This is a genomic window from Glutamicibacter bergerei (assembly GCF_054495185.1).
The window spans coordinates 1,189,853-1,206,149 of sequence record NZ_CM137131.1 but is presented as its reverse complement, the minus strand read 5'-3'; the positions used below and the strand labels follow the sequence as shown (position 1 = coordinate 1,206,149).

General features: G+C 58.9%; 16 protein-coding genes and 1 other RNA gene. 9 read left to right on the top strand and 8 right to left on the bottom strand.

Annotation, left to right across the window (positions count from 1 at the left end):
- Nucleotides 1–213: 213 nt before the first annotated feature.
- The 3 genes from ACX5K5_RS05590 to ACX5K5_RS05580 all read left to right on the top strand — a co-directional run bounded on the left by ACX5K5_RS05590 (nucleotide 214) and on the right by ACX5K5_RS05580 (nucleotide 4,971).
- On the top strand, nucleotides 214–4,002 hold the full coding sequence (locus ACX5K5_RS05590) for a multifunctional oxoglutarate decarboxylase/oxoglutarate dehydrogenase thiamine pyrophosphate-binding subunit/dihydrolipoyllysine-residue succinyltransferase subunit (protein WP_459175142.1): 3,789 nt from the start codon (nucleotides 214–216) through the stop codon (nucleotides 4,000–4,002).
- 167 nt (nucleotides 4,003–4,169) lie between these two features.
- Nucleotides 4,170–4,775, top strand: a complete 606-nt coding sequence (locus ACX5K5_RS05585; RefSeq protein WP_096256413.1) for a GDSL-type esterase/lipase family protein — start codon at nucleotides 4,170–4,172, stop codon at nucleotides 4,773–4,775.
- Nucleotides 4,776–4,896: 121 nt separating this feature from the next.
- Entirely contained in the window at nucleotides 4,897–4,971 is a 75-nt protein-coding gene (locus ACX5K5_RS05580) for a 50S ribosomal protein bL37 (RefSeq protein WP_374954809.1), read from the top strand.
- A gap of 85 nt (nucleotides 4,972–5,056) precedes the next feature.
- On the opposite strand, the gene rsrA is transcribed toward ACX5K5_RS05580, so the two are convergent.
- Together rsrA and ACX5K5_RS05570 are read right to left on the bottom strand one after the other, a co-directional pair.
- A complete protein-coding gene (gene rsrA / locus ACX5K5_RS05575) occupies nucleotides 5,057–5,317 on the bottom strand; it encodes a mycothiol system anti-sigma-R factor (RefSeq protein ID WP_096256412.1) in 261 nt (86 codons plus the stop codon).
- 2 nt (nucleotides 5,318–5,319) lie between these two features.
- A complete protein-coding gene (locus ACX5K5_RS05570) occupies nucleotides 5,320–5,970 on the bottom strand; it encodes a sigma-70 family RNA polymerase sigma factor (protein WP_170947860.1) in 651 nt (216 codons plus the stop codon).
- 216 nt (nucleotides 5,971–6,186) lie between these two features.
- On the opposite strand from ACX5K5_RS05570, the gene aroA reads away from it, so the two are divergent.
- The 6 genes from aroA to ACX5K5_RS05540 are packed head-to-tail and all read left to right on the top strand — an operon-like array spanning nucleotide 6,187 to nucleotide 10,886.
- On the top strand, nucleotides 6,187–7,563 hold the full coding sequence (aroA, locus tag ACX5K5_RS05565; protein WP_459175141.1) for a 3-phosphoshikimate 1-carboxyvinyltransferase: 1,377 nt from the start codon (nucleotides 6,187–6,189) through the stop codon (nucleotides 7,561–7,563).
- Nucleotides 7,563–8,657, top strand: a complete 1,095-nt coding sequence (gene rsgA / locus ACX5K5_RS05560; RefSeq protein WP_096256409.1) for a ribosome small subunit-dependent GTPase A — start codon at nucleotides 7,563–7,565, stop codon at nucleotides 8,655–8,657. Before aroA ends, rsgA begins: the two co-directional genes overlap by 1 nt.
- A 12-nt stretch (nucleotides 8,658–8,669) precedes the next feature.
- On the top strand, nucleotides 8,670–9,464 hold the full coding sequence (locus tag ACX5K5_RS05555; protein ID WP_096256408.1) for an inositol monophosphatase family protein: 795 nt from the start codon (nucleotides 8,670–8,672) through the stop codon (nucleotides 9,462–9,464).
- Nucleotides 9,465–9,466: 2 nt separating this feature from the next.
- A complete protein-coding gene (locus ACX5K5_RS05550) occupies nucleotides 9,467–10,090 on the top strand; it encodes a metal-dependent transcriptional regulator (protein ID WP_096256407.1) in 624 nt (207 codons plus the stop codon).
- Nucleotides 10,087–10,479 carry a FluC/FEX family fluoride channel gene (locus ACX5K5_RS05545; protein ID WP_188686591.1) on the top strand — a complete coding sequence of 131 codons (393 nt, stop codon included), beginning with the start codon at nucleotides 10,087–10,089 and terminating at the stop codon, nucleotides 10,477–10,479. Before ACX5K5_RS05550 ends, ACX5K5_RS05545 begins: the two co-directional genes overlap by 4 nt.
- A complete protein-coding gene (locus ACX5K5_RS05540; RefSeq protein ID WP_096256405.1) occupies nucleotides 10,476–10,886 on the top strand; it encodes a fluoride efflux transporter FluC in 411 nt (136 codons plus the stop codon). Before ACX5K5_RS05545 ends, ACX5K5_RS05540 begins: the two co-directional genes overlap by 4 nt.
- Nucleotides 10,887–10,950: 64 nt before the next feature.
- On the opposite strand, the gene ACX5K5_RS05535 is transcribed toward ACX5K5_RS05540, so the two are convergent.
- From ACX5K5_RS05535 to ftsE, 6 genes are all read right to left on the bottom strand, one after another.
- Entirely contained in the window at nucleotides 10,951–11,430 is a 480-nt protein-coding gene (locus tag ACX5K5_RS05535; RefSeq protein WP_096256404.1) for a DUF2568 domain-containing protein, read from the bottom strand.
- A gap of 548 nt (nucleotides 11,431–11,978) precedes the next feature.
- Nucleotides 11,979–12,347: a transfer-messenger RNA gene (gene ssrA / locus ACX5K5_RS05530) on the bottom strand.
- A 106-nt stretch (nucleotides 12,348–12,453) separates the two neighbouring features.
- Nucleotides 12,454–12,933, bottom strand: coding sequence for an SsrA-binding protein SmpB (gene smpB / locus ACX5K5_RS05525; RefSeq protein ID WP_096256403.1), 480 nt, complete (start codon nucleotides 12,931–12,933; stop codon nucleotides 12,454–12,456).
- 54 nt (nucleotides 12,934–12,987) lie between these two features.
- Complete coding sequence (locus tag ACX5K5_RS05520) at nucleotides 12,988–14,451, bottom strand: M23 family metallopeptidase (RefSeq protein ID WP_096256402.1); 1,464 nt, start codon at nucleotides 14,449–14,451, stop codon at nucleotides 12,988–12,990.
- A 59-nt stretch (nucleotides 14,452–14,510) separates the two neighbouring features.
- Nucleotides 14,511–15,425 (bottom strand): permease-like cell division protein FtsX, encoded by a 915-nt coding sequence (gene ftsX, locus ACX5K5_RS05515; protein WP_096256401.1) that lies wholly within the window; start codon nucleotides 15,423–15,425, stop codon nucleotides 14,511–14,513.
- Nucleotides 15,422–16,216, bottom strand: coding sequence for a cell division ATP-binding protein FtsE (gene ftsE, locus ACX5K5_RS05510; RefSeq protein ID WP_188686595.1), 795 nt, complete (start codon nucleotides 16,214–16,216; stop codon nucleotides 15,422–15,424). The genes ftsX and ftsE overlap by 4 nt, the downstream gene beginning before the upstream one ends.
- Nucleotides 16,217–16,297: the final 81 nt, after the last annotated feature.

Here is a 16,297-nt window from a genome sequence, read left to right as displayed (position 1 = left end):
GCGCGATATACGGTAGTTAGCTCAGGGTAAATGGTAGGTGTTTAGCGACACTTTCGTGATATTCCCGACGACTCGTGGCAAAACCTTGCAACATGTCACTAGACTGGAGCGCAGGTCTAGAAATCTTGTGAGTATCGGTGGCCATTTTCACGTCCTCGGGCTACCACCGGCTCAAGCTAGAACAACGTAGAAATCAGGGAAGAGGCGTTGCACGTGCCAGAGCAAGCACACCACCGACTTACTGAAGAGTTTGGTGGAAACGAGTGGCTAGTAGACGAGCTGTACCAGCAGTATCTCGTCGATAAGAACTCGGTCGATAAAAAATGGTGGGATATTTTCGAGTCCCTCACCACCGAAAACAATGCATCGGCTGCCCCCGCGGCACCGACGGCGAAGGCGGAGCCAAGCGCACCACCGGCGCCAGCACCCAAGACTGCCCCGGCAGCACCGGTAGCGTCGAGCAATGGTCAGGGTGCACCGCGCGCCGCGGCCGCGGCTCGCACCACCGAATCCTCGCCAGAAGCACCGGCACCGGCCAAGGCCGAAGCGGCTCCAGCGAAGGACGCAGCACCGAAAACCGCTCCGATCCCGGCACAGGCCCCGAAGCCTGCCCCGTCGACCGAGCTCTACGGCGAGGAAAAACGCACCCCATTGCGCGGGCCAATGAAGGCCATCGCCACCAATATGGATGCCTCGCTCACCGTGCCCACCGCGACTACCGTGCGTGCCGTACCGGCGAAGGTGATGATCGACAACCGCATCGTCATCAACAACCACCTCAAGCGTGCCCGCGGCGGCAAGATCTCCTTCACCCACCTGATCGGCTTCGCCGTGATCCGTGCGTTGAGCCAGATCCCATCGATGAACGTCACCTACGACGTGATCGACAAGAAGCCAACCGCGATCCAGCCGGCGCACGTGAACTTCGGAATCGCGATCGACATTCCCAAGCCTGACGGCTCGCGGATGCTCGCGGTACCAAATATTAAGGCCGCGGAGACCCTGAGCTTTAACGAGTTCTGGACCACCTACGAAGACCTGATCAAGCGCGCACGCAATAACAAGCTGACCGCCGACGATTACTCGGGCACCACCGTATCGCTGACCAACCCAGGCGGCATCGGCACCGTACACTCGGTACCTCGCCTTTCCAAGGGCCAGGCCGCCATCGTTGGCGTCGGCGCACTGGAATACCCAGCGGAATACCGTGGCTCCTCGGAAAAGACCGTCGCCAATTTGGGCATCGGCAAGCACATTACGCTGACCTCCACCTACGATCACCGCGTGATCCAGGGCGCGGGTTCCGGCGAATTCCTGAAGCTCATTGAATCCCTCTTGCTCGGCGAGCAGGGTTTCTACGACGAAATCTTCGAACAGCTGCGCATCCCTTACGAGCCGGTACGCTGGGCCATCGACAACCAGGTCGACGTCGACCTGGTAGTCAACAAGGTCGCGCGAATCCAGCACCTGATCAACTCCTACCGCGTGCGTGGCCACCTGATGGCGGACACCAACCCGCTGGAATACGTGCAGCGCAAGCACCCGGACCTGGACATCCAGACCTATGGGCTGACCCTGTGGGACCTGGATCGCGAATGGGTTGCCGGCGGATTGGGCGGTAAAAACCGTGCACTGCTCCGCGACATCCTAGGTATCCTGCGTGACGCGTACTGCCGTACCACCGGTACCGAGTACATGCACCTGCAGAACCCGGTGGAGCGCGAATGGTTCCAGTCGAAGCTGGAATCCGGGTACGCGAAGCCATCACGCGATGAGCAGCTGCGCATCCTTTCGAAGCTGAACGCCGCCGAAGCGTTTGAAACCTTCTTGCAGACCAAGTTCGTCGGCCAGAAGCGCTTCTCCCTTGAGGGTGGCGAATCGCTGATCCCACTGTTGGACGCGATCATTTCCGACGCCGCCGACGAGCAACTGGACGAGGTCGCCATCGGTATGGCGCACCGCGGCCGCTTGAACGTGCTGACAAACATCGCCGGCAAGACCTACGCACAGGTGTTCCGCGAATTTGAGGGCACCGCAACTCCGGGCTCGGTCCAGGGTTCGGGCGACGTGAAGTACCACCTGGGCACCGAGGGTTCCTACACCTCGGATGCCGGCAACCAGACCAAGGTCTACCTGGCTGCGAACCCATCTCACCTAGAAGCCGTGGATCCGGTGCTCGAGGGCATCACCCGCGCGAAGCTAGACCGCATGGATTCGAAGAACAACGTGCTGCCAATTCTGGTGCACGGCGACGCAGCATTCGCCGGCCAGGGCGTAGTTTCCGAGGTTCTGGCGATGAGCCAGCTGCCAGGTTACAAGACCGGCGGCACCGTGCACGTGATCGTGAACAACCAGATCGGTTTCACCACCGCTCCAAGTTCTTCGCGCTCTTCCGTGTACGCCACCGATGTGGCACGCACCGTGCAGGCTCCAATCTTCCACGTCAACGGGGATGACCCGGAGGCCGTCGTACACGTAGGCCAGCTGGCCTTCGAGTACCGCCAGAAGTTCGGCAAGGACGTGGTCATCGACCTCATCTGCTACCGCCGCCGCGGCCACAACGAGGGCGACGATCCGTCGATGACCCAGCCGATCATGTACAACCTGATCGAGGCGAAGCGCTCCACCCGCAAGCTATACACCGAGGCCCTGGTGGGTCGCGGGGATATCACCGCGGAGGAAGCCGAGAACGTGTTGGCCGAGTACAAGGGGAACCTGGAACGGATCTTCTCCGAAACTCACGCCGCACAGACCTCGCCGATCCCGATCATCACCCCGGGATCGACCATCAACGACCTGGAGAAGCCTTTCGCTCAGGCCGCCGACGAGAACACCGTCGACGGCGCCCGCGGTTCGGCGATCACCGAGTCCACGCTGGCGAAGATCGGCGCAGCCCACCTGGCCGTGCCAGAGGACTTCACCATGCACACCAAGCTCAAGGCCTTGCTGGAGCGCCGCGAGAAGATGTCCCGCGAAGGCGGCATTGACTGGGGCTTCGCCGAGCTGGCTGCGCTGGGATCGCTGTCCATGGAAGGTGTGCCGGTACGTCTGGCAGGCCAGGACTCACGCCGCGGCACCTTCGTACAGCGTCACTCGGTCTTCCACGACCGGGAGAACGACAACGAGTGGTACCCGCTGCACCACCTGTCCGATGACCAAGCCCCACTGTGGATCTACGACTCGCTGCTCTCCGAATACGCGGCCCTAGGCTTCGAATACGGTTACTCGGTGGAACGCCCAGATGCACTGGTCTTGTGGGAAGCGCAGTTCGGTGACTTCGTCAACGGCGCGCAGACCGTGATCGACGAGTTCATCTCCTCGGCCGAGCAGAAGTGGTCCCAGTCCTCCTCGCTGGTTATGCTTTTGCCGCACGGCTACGAGGGTCAGGGTCCAGACCACTCCTCGGCACGCATCGAACGCTTCTTGCAGATGTGCGCGGAGAACAACATGGTTGTCGCTCAGCCTTCCAACGGTGCAAACCACTTCCACCTGCTGCGTCGCCAGGCTTACGCCCGTCCACGCAAGCCGCTGATCGTTTTCACCCCGAAGCAGCTGCTTCGTTTGAAGGCCGCGGCAACTCAGGTGGAGGACTTCACCACCGGTGGTTTCCAGGAGGTCATCGGCGATTCGACGATCACCAACAAGGATGCCGTCGAAAAGGTGCTGCTGGTTTCCGGTCGCCTGTATTACGACCTGATCGCTGCGCGCACCAAGGCGCAGGACGAGAAGGTCGCGATCGTGCGTGTTGAGCAGCTCTACCCGGCACCTGTGAAGCAGATTGCCGACGAGCTGGCCAAATACCCGAACGCCAGTGTTTCGTGGGTTCAGGACGAACCTGCGAACCAGGGCCCATGGCCGTTCTTCGGTCTGTATGTGGCCCCTGAGCTCGATGCGAAGGTTAACCTCGTATCGCGTCCGGCCTCGGCTGCGACCTCCGCGGGTAACGCGAAGCGTCACGAAGCCGAAGCTGCGGTGCTGCTCAAGGCCGCGTTCGCACGCTAAGCGACACGCTCGTCTCTGCGTAAACTACAGCCGGCGAACCTGATCCTCTCACCACGGAGTCAGGTCCGCCGGCTGTGGTCTTTAACCCGCTCTTACCTCCCCGATCTGGCAACTGGACACTGCTAAGGTTGACGAAGATTTAGTTTTACCAACGAAAGGTCGCCAAGTTGGAATTTCGCACCATCCGCATCACCGCCATCGGCGATGAGTTACTTGCAGGACACGGCGACCCGCGCGCACTGGGCTGGTTCGGCCGAGTGATGGCTCGAACCCAAGACCCCGCTCTACGTTTACAGTCTTTCGTGCTCGCCGCGCCGGCAGAAGGTTCCGAAGCACTAGCCGAACGCTGGATGGGCGAAGCCTCCCGGCGCTTTGGCGATCAGGTCGAGAACCGTCTGGTCATTGCCCTCTCCGATCGTGACGTGGACTTGGGACTGACCACTGCGCGCAGCCGCTTAAATCTGGCCAATATCCTCGATTCGGCCTCGCAGATGAGCATTAAAGCACTGTTGGTGGGTCCGGCTCCGGGGTTAGATGACGCACGCAATGAGCGCGTCGCCGAACTGAACCGGGTCTACTCTGATGTGGCGCTGCGGCGCAACCACCATTACATCGACACCTTCACTCCGCTGCGCGCCCACTCGCAGTGGCGCAGTGACCTGACCGCTTCCGGCGGCGTGCCGGGTCAGGCCGGTTATGGTTTGATGGCCTGGCTGGTGCTGCACCGCGGCTGGTATTCCTGGTTGGATCTGCCCGAACCAGACGCCAGCTAGAGCCTTAGAATCGTCGACTCACCACCGGCGCACCGGTTAGGCAATGGTGCCAAGGTATGAAAGACTATTAGCCGGCCCGAGCATTCGGGAAGGCAATTATTGATCCCGCAAAGGAGTCACCATGTCGAAGCGTTCACGTAAGCGTAAAGATCGTAAGCGTGGCGGTGCCAACCACGGCAAGCGCCCAAACAGCTAAGCGATTTGAGCACAAAGAACCCCGTACCATTCGAAGTAGTTTCGAAGGATACGGGGTTTTCTTTTTGGGTCTTTGAACGCGTGGCTTAGTGCCCGGATTCGGTGCGGATCTGCGAGATGCGCGTAATAATATTCATCTTCAGCTGCTGCGGGGCAGCCTCCTGGCAGCTACGGCGCACCACCGATCGAATGATGCACTCCAGATCGTACTGCTCGGTGCATTCCGGGCAGTGATCAAGATGTGCTTTAACATCTTTTAGGTCGCCCAGCGTCAACGCGCCGTCGAGGTACTCATAAATGCGTACCATGCGGTCATCGGCGCAGTCCCCCAATGAGTTACAGTCCATCGCTACTTCTCCGCTTTCTTCGCTGTGGCCTTGGTGCCCGGCCCGGCGGCTTTGATGCCACGGTCTGCGGCGTAATCGGCCAGTAGTTCGCGCAACGACTTACGTCCGCGGTGCAACCGTGACATCACGGTTCCGATCGGCACCCCTAAAATTTCGGCGGCTTCCTTGTAGCTGAAACCCTCGACGTCCACGAAGTAAACCGCGAGCCTGAAATCCTCACCGATAGACTGCAAGGCAGCCTTCACATCGGAATCTGGCAGGTGATCAAGCGCCTGGACTTCCGCGGAGCGCAACCCGGTGGGACTATGTTCCATCGCCGCGGCCATCTGCCAATCCTCGATGGTGTCCGTCGAGGTGCGCAGCGGTTCGCGTTGGCGCTTGCGATACAGGTTGATGTAGGTGTTGGTCAGAATTCGGTACAGCCAAGCCTTCAGGTTAGTCCCGGGCTTGTACTGGTGGAATGCCGAGTAGGCCTTCGTGAAGGCCTCCTGCACCAGATCTTCGGCGTCGGCCGGGTTACGCGCCATGCGCAACGCCGCCGAGTACAGCTGGTCGACATAACCGAGTGCGTCGTGCTCAAAACGCGCACGACGTTCGTCCTCGGTCTCCTTGCTCACATCGGGCAAGTCCGTGTCCACGGTGTTATCAGTCATCACCGACGAGTCTACGCGCTTGACCCGGCTAGTGGACAGGGCGCGGCTCACACCGGGCCGAGCCTTGCATGGTGTCTGTGTCTGTGTCTGTGTCTGTTCCATCGTCGTCACACATATTTCAACCGCCGACTGCTGACGGTTATTCCCGGCGCGCTCTCGGCTAGAATTAGGCAAAGAGTTCAACGGCCGATTTAGACGGGAAGTGCGATTATCTCTGTGAGCGCTCATGGATGCGAACTGAACTGGTGGGAGGCACCTTTTGCCTCCGGTGCGCTGGATGCGACGGTGCACGTGCCGGCCTCAAAATCGCTGACCAACCGGTATCTGCTGTTGGCCGCGCTGGCCGACACGCCCTCCACGATCCACAACACGCTGATTAGTCGCGACACCGAGCTGATGCTGCGTGCCCTGCAAGCCTTTGGCGTGCAGATCAGCCGTGAGACTCAGGATGATGGGTCAACCACCGTGGTGCTGCGCCCCGCCGATGCGCAAGCGCGCAGCGCGGCCAGGGCACAGACCTTGCACGTCGACTGCGGGCTAGCCGGAACCGTGATGCGTTTTGTGCCGGCGCTGGCTGCGGTCACCGGGGCACGTGTGCACTTTGACGGTGATGAGGCCGCTCGGGCACGTCCGATGGCCCCGGTGCTTGATGCCCTGGCGGAGCTCGGGGTGGAGTTTAGCTTTGCTGATCAGCCAGGGCTAATGCCCTTTACGCTCGATGCGAGCTCGGTGAGCGTGCGCGATACCGTAAGCATCGATGCGTCGGCCAGTTCGCAGTTCATTTCTGCGATGCTGCTCATCGGCCATGCGCTGCCGGGCGGTTTGCACCTGCGTGCGGCGCCCGGGCATATCGCGAGCCCCGACCACATTGTGATGACCGTGGCGACGCTGCGCGAACTCGGTGTGCAGGTGGCTACGGACGCCGACGGCCGCGGCTGGAAGATCGCACCGGGCCGATTGGACGGCTTCACCGTCACCGTCGAACCAGACCTTTCTAATGCCGGACCGTTTTTGGCTGCCGCGCTCGCCTCGCAGGGCACCGTGCGGGTACCGTTCTGGCCCGCGCAGACCACCCAGGTCGGCGGTAAATGGGTACAAATCCTTTCAGCCATGGGCGCTCACGTGTCCTTGGACGAGGACGGGGTGCTCACCGTAACGGGTACCGGCACCATTCGCGGGATCGATTATTCCGATGCCTCGGAACTCGCCCCGACACTGGCGGCCCTGTGCGTGCTGGCCGATTCGCCGAGCACGCTGCGCGGCATCGGGCACCTGCGCGGACATGAGACCGACCGGCTGGCGGCGCTAGAAACCGAACTGAGCAAGGTCGGTGCCAGCGTGCGCGCCACCGACGACGGGCTACAGATTGACCCCGGGGTCTTGCAGGCCGCGGATCTGCACAGCTATGAAGATCACCGGATGGCGACCGCGGGAGCGCTATTGGGCCTCGCCATCGACGGGGTGCGGGTGGAAAATATTGCGACTACCGCCAAAACCATGCCCGATTTTCCCGCACTGTGGGAGCAGATGGCCCGGACCGCTAACACCTCAAGCACCTCAAGCACCTCAAGCACCTCAAGCCAGGCAGGCTAATGCGTTATAGCGACTACGACGAATCATCGGTGCGGGTACGCCCGAACAAGAAGGGCACCCGTCCGCGCACCAAGGACCGTCCCGCCTACGACAAGGCAGTGATCGGGCGCATTATTACCGTGGACCGCGGACGCTACACCGCAATTCTGGATGAGGATACCGCCCAAGAGCGCATCGTTATCGCCGCCCGTGCCCGCGAACTGCGCCGCCAGGCGATCGTGCCCGGGGATCTGGTAGCGCTGGTGGGTGACACCAGCGGCAAGCCCGACACGCTGGCGCGACTAGTGCGCATTCAGGAACGCAGCACACTGCTGCGGCGCAGCGCCGACGACACCGACGCGACCGAGCGGGTGGTGGTGGCCAACGTGGACAAATTGGTGATCGTGGTCGCCGCCGCGAACCCCGAACCACGCACCGGCTTTGTGGATCGCGCGCTGGTGGCCGCCTACGATGCGGGCATTTCCCCGGTACTGTGCGTGACCAAGGCCGATGTGAAAGACCCGGCCGAATTTTTGAAACACTATGAGGGGTTGCCGCTGGAAGTGGTGATCTCGCGGACCACCGACTCGGAAGCCACCGGCGTGGATGCGCGCGGTGCCGACGGCTCCAGCGCGCGCCTAGCCGTCGGCGCATTAGATGAGCTCGAAGAACTCTTGGCCGGTGGTGTTTCGGTAGTCATCGGGCACTCCGGGGTGGGTAAATCCACGCTGGTTAATGCGCTCACCGGCTCCACCAGAGCCACCGGACAGGTGAACTCGGTAACCGGCCGCGGCCGGCACACCTCCTCCAGCGCGCTGGCCTTGCGCCTGGGCGAAGCACCCGGCGGCTGGCTGATCGACACCCCGGGTATCCGTTCCTTCGGGCTCGGGCTGGTTGACCCGGATAATATTCTGGGCGCCTTCGGCGAGCTGGCGCAGATCGCGACCGGCTGCCCACGCGGTTGCAACCATCAGGCCAACGCCGCTGGCTGCGCGTTGGAAGCCTGGGTGCAAGACCCCGAGACTCCACCGGCCGCAGCCTCCAGGCTCGCCTCGTACCGCCGACTGATCACCACCGAAGACCTCTCGCACGAAAAGGAGCTGGGCGCACTCTAGCGCCACTACCCCATGGCCGAATACACCTTGCAACAGGACCTCGACTTCGCCCTGATGATGGCGCAGCGGGTCGATGAACTGACCCTGGCCCGCTACGGAGCCAACGACCTGCGCGTGGATACCAAACCCGACATGACCCCGGTCACCGATGCTGACCGCGGGGCAGAAGAGCTGATCCTAGCGATGCTCGCCGAACATCGCCCGGAGGACTCGGTGCTTGGCGAAGAATTTGGGGTGCACGGCAGTGGATCGCGGCGCTGGGTGATCGACCCGATCGACGGAACAAAAAACTTTGTGCGCCACGTACCGGTCTGGGCGACACTGATCGCGCTGGTCATCGACGATGAACCGGTAGTGGGTGTGGTCTCGGCACCGGCGCTGTCCCGGCGCTGGCACGCCGCCACGTCGTTAGGCGCGTATGTCAGCGAACCAGGGCTCGATGCCCCACGCAGACTGCACGTTTCACAGGTCACCGAACTGGCTGATGCTTCGCTGTCCTACGCTTCACTCAACGGCTGGAAGGCGCTGGGCAAGCTCGATGATCTGCTCGAACTGCTCGATCAGGCCTGGCGCACCCGCGGCTACGGAGACTTCTTCTCCTACGCACTGCTCGCCGAGGGCGCGGTAGACGCGGCCTTCGAACCGGAACTAGAACTCTACGACATGGCTGCGCTGGTCCCACTGGTTCGTGAAGCCGGCGGAACTTTCACCTCGATCGCGGGCGTCGAAGGCTGCCACGGCGGTAATGCGCTGGCCAGCAATGGCGCGCTACACCCGCTGATCCTGCCCTACCTGAACCGCGGTTAACCATGCCCGGCCTGCACCCGCACAAGCTGACCACCAGCGAGGAAGACTACCTCAAGGCGCTCTACCTGCTCACCGAATGGGAAGATGAGCCAGTGGGCACCGGAGCGTTAGCCGATCAGCTGGGGCTCTCCCCCGCCTCGGCCACCTCGATGGTGCAAAAGCTTGCGGTTAAAGGTCTGGTCGATCATGTTCCGCGTGGCGCCATCTCGTTGAGCGACATCGGGCGACGCGAGGCGCTGCGCATGGTGCGCCGACACCGGATTTTAGAAACCTTCCTGCGCGATGAACTCGGATATGACTGGGACGAGGTGCATGATGAGGCTGAGGCGCTTGAACACACCGTCACCGACAGATTCATCGATGCCTTACACGCCCGGCTGGGACACCCCGAGGTCGATCCGCATGGCGACTCGATCCCCTCGGCCGCGGGGGTGCTAGCTACCCGCGATGCGCAGCGCCTCGATCGGTTCCACGGCGCGCAGGCGATCGTGTGTCGCGTGAGCGACGAAGACCCAGAGTTTCTGCGTCGCGCCAAGAAGTTAGGAATCGTGCCCGGGGCAATGATCGAGCTTCCACACCAGCTGAACTACATCGAAGCCTCGCTGGTCTGGGTCTGCGCTCCATGATCGATCGAGCTCAGCTCGCTAAATTCCTGGCGGTGGCACTCGGCGGAGCCTTGGGCGCGCTGGCCCGAGTAGCCATTGACATGCTCACCCCGGCCAACGTCTGGGCCGCCTCAACCTTGATCGTCAACGTCCTTGGTTGCGTCGCTTTGGCTGCGTTGAGCGCCTATGCTGCGCACAGGCCGCTGGCACCGCTGCTGCAGCTTTTTGCGGGCACCGGTTTTTGTGGTTCCTTCACCACCCTTTCGACGGTACTGCTGTTATTTACTAGTTTGAGCGCTGCCGGATACATCGGCTACCTCTTACTCAGCGTGGTGCTCTGTCTAGCTGCCGTCTTCTTGACGCACACGTTGCTGGACCGACACCTAGCTCGCCCGCAGGAGCTGTCGTGATCTGGCTGCTGTTGCTCGCTGGCGCAATCGGCGCGATGATTCGTTACCTCTTGGACCGTTCGCTTCCTGCAACACACGATTTGGCGCAGGGCCTGTTCGCTGGCTGGCCGCGCGGAATCCTGCTTGCGAACATTCTCGGTAGCTTTGCGTTAGGCGTGGTGCTCGGTTACGCACGCAGCCACCAGTTGGATCTCACGCACGAAAACTTTGTGCACACCATACCTGCAGCCGATCGGCTCTGGCTGCTGGCCTCTGGGGTCTGTGGCTCACTGACTACCGCCAGTACCCTATTTGTCGGGTTCCGCCTGATTTATGAGGTCAACAAGGCCCGCGCAATCGTGTATCTATGCTCCACCTTCGTGATTGCCGGCGGCGCTGGTGCACTGGGTTGGCTGATGACTAGATAGTCCAACGTGGGAAAATTATGGGTACGACCAATTGGCCGTACCCATAATGTTTACTTTAAGTTTTTTAGCGTGCCGCGCGGCGTCCGCGAGGTGCATTGCGTGTCGCATCCTTAGACTGGCCTGGCGACTGCGGAGTTCTCTTTTCTCGGTCGTGTGGCACCACGTATCCGCCCGTGGCTAGAACCAGGATGGCGCTTATACCCGTCAGAGCAAGCATCGCGATCGCCCAGATCTGGGACTGATCGGTAAATGAGTGATCAACGCTCAGCCACAACACGTAGGCACCGACGAGGTAGATCAGGTGCAGTAGCGTCAACCTAATACGAAGACGCAGACGGAACTTGGCTTTAGGTGAGAAGAAGAGTGCCCAAATAATTAGTAGCGGCACTACCACCACGAGGATCGACGGGATAGTTGGCCATGGCACGAAGGCGATGGCGGCCAACGCTGCCGCGAAAATCAGACCAACTTCGAGGAGGAATGCGATCACAGCATAGATAGCCGAAATAGCCGGTGATACCCGCTGGGAACCGTTTTTACCCATCGTTTCTGATCTCACTCCGTTTCAGCAATCTGGCCGTCTGCTTAGCCGTTCAATTCCAGTCTATGTGGTAAACAGCGACCTCGCGACATGACTCGCGCGCAAGGCACCGTGTTACCTAGTGTGGCCATCATCTATCTACGCGCCAAGATCTGCCCTAGGCCGTCCATGCCCGGCCTTGACACTTCGGCCCGAGGTACGCACCACGCGCCAATGAGAACCCAGCTAAGAACCGGAATTACCAACGAACCGCTGTCTCTGCAACCTCGGTAGCGCTCCCCTGCGTTCAACATCTGAAGTCCGTTCGGGCAGAGGCAACCGGATCACGCTCACGTACTCACTTCAGGTAAGCCCCAAGTCCCAAAGGATTGAGCAGACGACTAATTCAAGCAGAATCCCCATGTCCCAAGTGTCTGCCATTCGCTAACGCCACGAAGGACCTAGCGAATCTTTATCAGAAACTGAAGATCACTCACTGGGCAATAGGTCGTATACCGCACATAGGTTAACGACAGAACCCCCGAGATCATAAGGATCTCGAGGGTTCAAATACGTGGAGATGGGGAGAATTGAACTCCCGTCCGATGTGGTGTTGCCAGGTCTTCTCCGGGCGCAGTTTGCTGCGGAATTTCTCTGCCCCAACCATCACGCAAACATGTGGTTGATCCAGGCACAGTTACCTAAGTATGTGTTCGGTAGCGGTAACGTCCGCCGAACACAGGGGCTACCTAAATGACGTTAGGATCAGGGGCGATAGCATCCCCTGGCTAACGGACTGTCTGGCTGCTTAGGCAGCGAGAGCGAAGTCAGTGCGCTTTGATTCGGCACTTATTGTTTTGCAAAGAGCGTTTACGAGATAACTTTGCATCCTCGGCCCGCTTCATCTGTCGCGACTCACACCGTCGAAACCGATCATCCCCGTATTTTGTTGTCAGTCCCGGTTTCCCGGGTACAACCACACCAAAAGGCGTGTTAAATAATCATAGCGCAATCTGCTCTGCTAACCCAACGAGATTCACGCCACGCCTAGGCTTGTCCGCGATTACGTTCACGCATGGCACGCAGTGCCTCACGGTTATCCTGCTGCTCGCGCAACGTCTGACGCTTGTCATACTCACGCTTACCGCGAGCGACACCGATTTCAATTTTTACGCGACCTGACTTGAAGTAAATCTTCAGCGGAACAATAGTCAGGCCCGCTTCGGAGATCTTACGTTCAATTTTCAGCAGCTCTGCACGGTGCAGCAATAATTTACGACGACGACGAGCGGTGTGGTTGGTCCACGAACCGTTCAGGTACTCCGGGATGTAGCAATTCTCAATGAACAGTTCATTGCGGTAGAACTGACCAAAGCCATCCACTAACGAAGCCTTACCTTCACGTAGCGACTTAACTTCGGTCCCAGTCAGCACCATGCCCGCTTCGAAGGTATCTAGAATCTCAAAATCGTGGCGCGCCTTGCGGTTGCTCGCGATAATGCGATCTTCTTGGTTCTTCTTAGCCATGACACTCCTTGCATGTCGCGGGCGGATTCCCGCGCACAACTACCAAGTCTAGCGTTAGAGCAGTCCCAATGGATTCACATGCGAACCGTTGATGATCGTTTCGAAGTGAAGGTGGCAGCCAGTGGAGTTACCGGTGGTGCCCACATACCCGATGACCTGGCCCTGTTTTACGTGCTGGCCATTGCTCACAGCGATGCGTGACATGTGGTGGTAATTGGTTGCTAGTGCCTTGCCTTTTACGACGCCGTGCGACACGGTCACCTTGTTACCTGAGGAACCGCCCCAGCCGGCGAACCAAATTTCTCCGCTGGCAGCCGCACGAATCGGTGAGCCACACTGGCCGCCGAAGCCCCAGTCGACACCTGCGTGGACGTAGCCGCCCTGTCCCGAGTAGTCAATCGTTCCTGCAGGAGTTGGACGCCATCCAAAGCTGGAGGTAATTCGCGCGCTGCTCGTGGGCTTGACCAAGCCCCAGCTGCTTGGTTCCGAGTATGTTTCGGTCTTTGGCTTCGCTTTAGGAGCCACGTACTGCTTTTTCTTGTAAGTCTTCTGCTTGCGCTTGGCTTCCGCTGCCTGACGCTCCTGCTCGGCTTCGTAGGCGGCTTTTTCCTTGGCGACGCGCTGACGCTCCGCTTCGGCTTCCTTACGGGCCTTCTCCTCTGCCTTACGCTTACGTTCAGCGGCTTCTTTGATCAGGCGTTCTTGGCGTTCTTTGATCTGCTGGTTGATCGAAGCAGATTCCTGCTCTTGAACTTTTAGCTTCGCTTGAATCTGCGGCTTTTTTGCTTCCAATTCGGCGCTAAGAGATTCGGTGCTTGCAACCAAGGCATTCAACTCATCTTTGGCAGACTGGGCCGCATCACGGGCGCTTTGCTCTTGAGCTAAAGCTTCTTCAGCCTGGCCCTTGAGCGAAGAGATTTCATCCTCGACAGCAACCAAACGCAGTTTGTTGCTCTCGTCGGTGGCTTTTTCTTGAGCTAGATCGTTATATGCGGCGTTCTGTGAATCCATGGCACGGTTAGCCATGTCTAAGCCATCAGCCATTGCGGTCGCCGAATCCATATTCAAGATCATGTCTAACCCACTGGACACCCCTCCGCGCTTATACGCTTCGGAGGCGATCTGCGCCATGGTGTTTTCCGCTTCTGCAATCTTGGCGGCGTTCTCTTCGATTGCCTTAGCAACCTTGTCCCTCGTGGCTTGAGCGCTGATCAGCCGGTTCGTTAGATCCGCGACAGTAGCTTGTGCATTGGAGACACGGCTTTGGGCATCTGCGAGAGCTGCCTCGGCAGCTGGAACCTGAGCTTGTTGGGCCCGAAGTTTCTTATCTGTGGCAACAATATCCGAATCAAGAACTTCCATGTCCTGTTCCAAATTGTCGATGTTTTTCTCGACGTCAACCTTACGGTCATCGAGTTCATCGGCAATAACAATCCCCGCAGGCAAGGTAAGTGACAATGCTAGGGCTCCACCAATGGTGGCGCGCAGGAACTTACGTCGCACGGCGTTGGATAGCATACTGCTCCTTAAAGATTTTCGTGCTTCAGGCATAACCGAACACTCAAGATAACGATTGGCTATACCTTCAGGTAACGCTTCAACGTTACCACTGAAGAAATTGTGGCCAAAACGATACCAATAATCAAGAGCCCGGGTGCAACTAAGAGAACTTCATTGGTTGAAATGAAGGCCACGCCAACATTTTCGCTCGCCAATTTGTCTTGAACTAGGAACTTAACTAACAACCACAGTGTGCCTGATGCAAGGACACCACCGATAATGGATGCGATCACACCCTCGATGATAAATGGCAACTGAATAGTCGTTTTTGATGCCCCAACTAGTCTCATGATGGTGGTTTCTAGCCGTCGATGCATGGCCGAGAGTTGAATAGTTGTGCCTGTCAGCAACACGGCACAGGCAATCATCACAATTGCCACCACAGCTGCGGCGGCGGAGGCCACTCGCACTAGCTGGAAGACCTTCTCCAAGAGTTCGCGTTGGTCCACGACCGAATCAACGCCCGCTACGGTCGAAAAAGCTTCATTGATAACGGGATACTTCTCGGGGTCTACTAGACCGATACGGAACGATTCTGGTAGCTGATCTTCGGTAACCTGATCAACCAAGGAAGAATTCTTGTACTGTTCCTTAAAGTTTTTGAGTGCATCGGCTTTTGACTCATACGCGAATTCCTTGATGTATGGAGCCATCTCATCTGATTCGAGCAGTTGCTTGATGCTTGTGCGTTGCTCGTCGGTGACGCCTTCACCCGCGCAGTTTGGCGCAGCGGTGTTGTCGTCACAGAGAAAGACCGCAACTTCCATGCGGTCATACCAGTAGCCCTTCATCTGGTTGATCTGTAGTTGCAATAGTGCCGAAGCACCAACAAAGGTCAGCGATACGAAGGTCACCAAAACCACGGATACGACCATGATGATGTTTTGACGAAGGCCCTTCGCAGCCTCGCGGAGAATAAATCCTAATCTCACTGGCGCTCGTCCTTCTCTTCATTCATTGCAGCTTCACTAGATGCTTCCATGGCGGCCTCACCAGTTAGGAGCTCACGTGAACCGTCCTGATTGATCACGGTCGTCATTGCGGTGTACTGACCATCAGCTTCGTCGCGCACAACGCTGCCTTTGCTCAATTCAATGACTCGGTGGCGGAACTCGCTGACGAGTTCGTGAGCGTGAGTGGCCATCAGCACGGTGGTGCCGTTTTGGTTAATGCGATCGAGCACATTCATTACCTCGACGCTGTTCTTACGGTCGAGGTTACCGGTCGGTTCATCGGCCAGCAGGATCGAAGGCTTGTTAACGATCGCTCGGGCAATGCCGACGCGTTGCTGCTCTCCACCGGAAAGTTCGGTGGGCTTACGGCGGGCTTTATCTTCCAAGCCCACCATACGCAGCGCGTCAGGCACACGATCGCGAATCTGTGCGCGTGAGGCACCAATAACTTCCATTGCAAAAGCAACGTTATCGAACACGGTACGTTCACGAAGGAGACGGAAATCCTGGAACACGAAACCAATATCGCGACGCAGTTTTGGCACACGTCGGCTCGGTATACGGTTCAGGTTTTGCCCTGCGACGTAGACCGCTCCATTTGTGGCGCGCTTTTCGCGCAGGATCAAGCTTAGAAAAGTAGACTTTCCAGAGCCAGATTCTCCGACTAAGAAGGCGAACTCGCCACGGTTTACCTCGATGTTTACGTCGTTCAAAGCAGCATTTCGTTGCTTTGGCTCGTAAACCATCGAGACATTTTCGAATTTAATCATGTCTTCAATCGCTAGTTGCCGTCGGGGCGCGACCCACGGAAACTCAGGTCGAGATCGAACGTTTTTTGATGCGCCAGTCTT

Bases quoted from the DNA above. Each gene is read 5' to 3' on its own strand.
- rsrA (WP_096256412.1), bottom strand. From the start codon at position 5,317: ATGGACTGTAACTCATTGGGGGACTGCGCCGATGACCGCATGGTACGC.
- ACX5K5_RS05570 (WP_170947860.1), bottom strand. From the start codon at position 5,970: ATGACTGATAACACCGTGGACACGGACTTGCCCGATGTGAGCAAGGAG.
- rsgA (WP_096256409.1), top strand. From the start codon at position 7,563: ATGCGTTATAGCGACTACGACGAATCATCGGTGCGGGTACGCCCGAAC.
- ACX5K5_RS05555 (WP_096256408.1), top strand. From the start codon at position 8,670: ATGGCCGAATACACCTTGCAACAGGACCTCGACTTCGCCCTGATGATG.
- ACX5K5_RS05550 (WP_096256407.1), top strand. From the start codon at position 9,467: ATGCCCGGCCTGCACCCGCACAAGCTGACCACCAGCGAGGAAGACTAC.
- ACX5K5_RS05545 (WP_188686591.1), top strand. From the start codon at position 10,087: ATGATCGATCGAGCTCAGCTCGCTAAATTCCTGGCGGTGGCACTCGGC.
- ACX5K5_RS05535 (WP_096256404.1), bottom strand. From the start codon at position 11,430: ATGGGTAAAAACGGTTCCCAGCGGGTATCACCGGCTATTTCGGCTATC.
- smpB (WP_096256403.1), bottom strand. From the start codon at position 12,933: ATGGCTAAGAAGAACCAAGAAGATCGCATTATCGCGAGCAACCGCAAG.
- ACX5K5_RS05520 (WP_096256402.1), bottom strand. From the start codon at position 14,451: ATGCTATCCAACGCCGTGCGACGTAAGTTCCTGCGCGCCACCATTGGT.
- ftsE (WP_188686595.1), bottom strand. From the start codon at position 16,216: ATGATTAAATTCGAAAATGTCTCGATGGTTTACGAGCCAAAGCAACGA.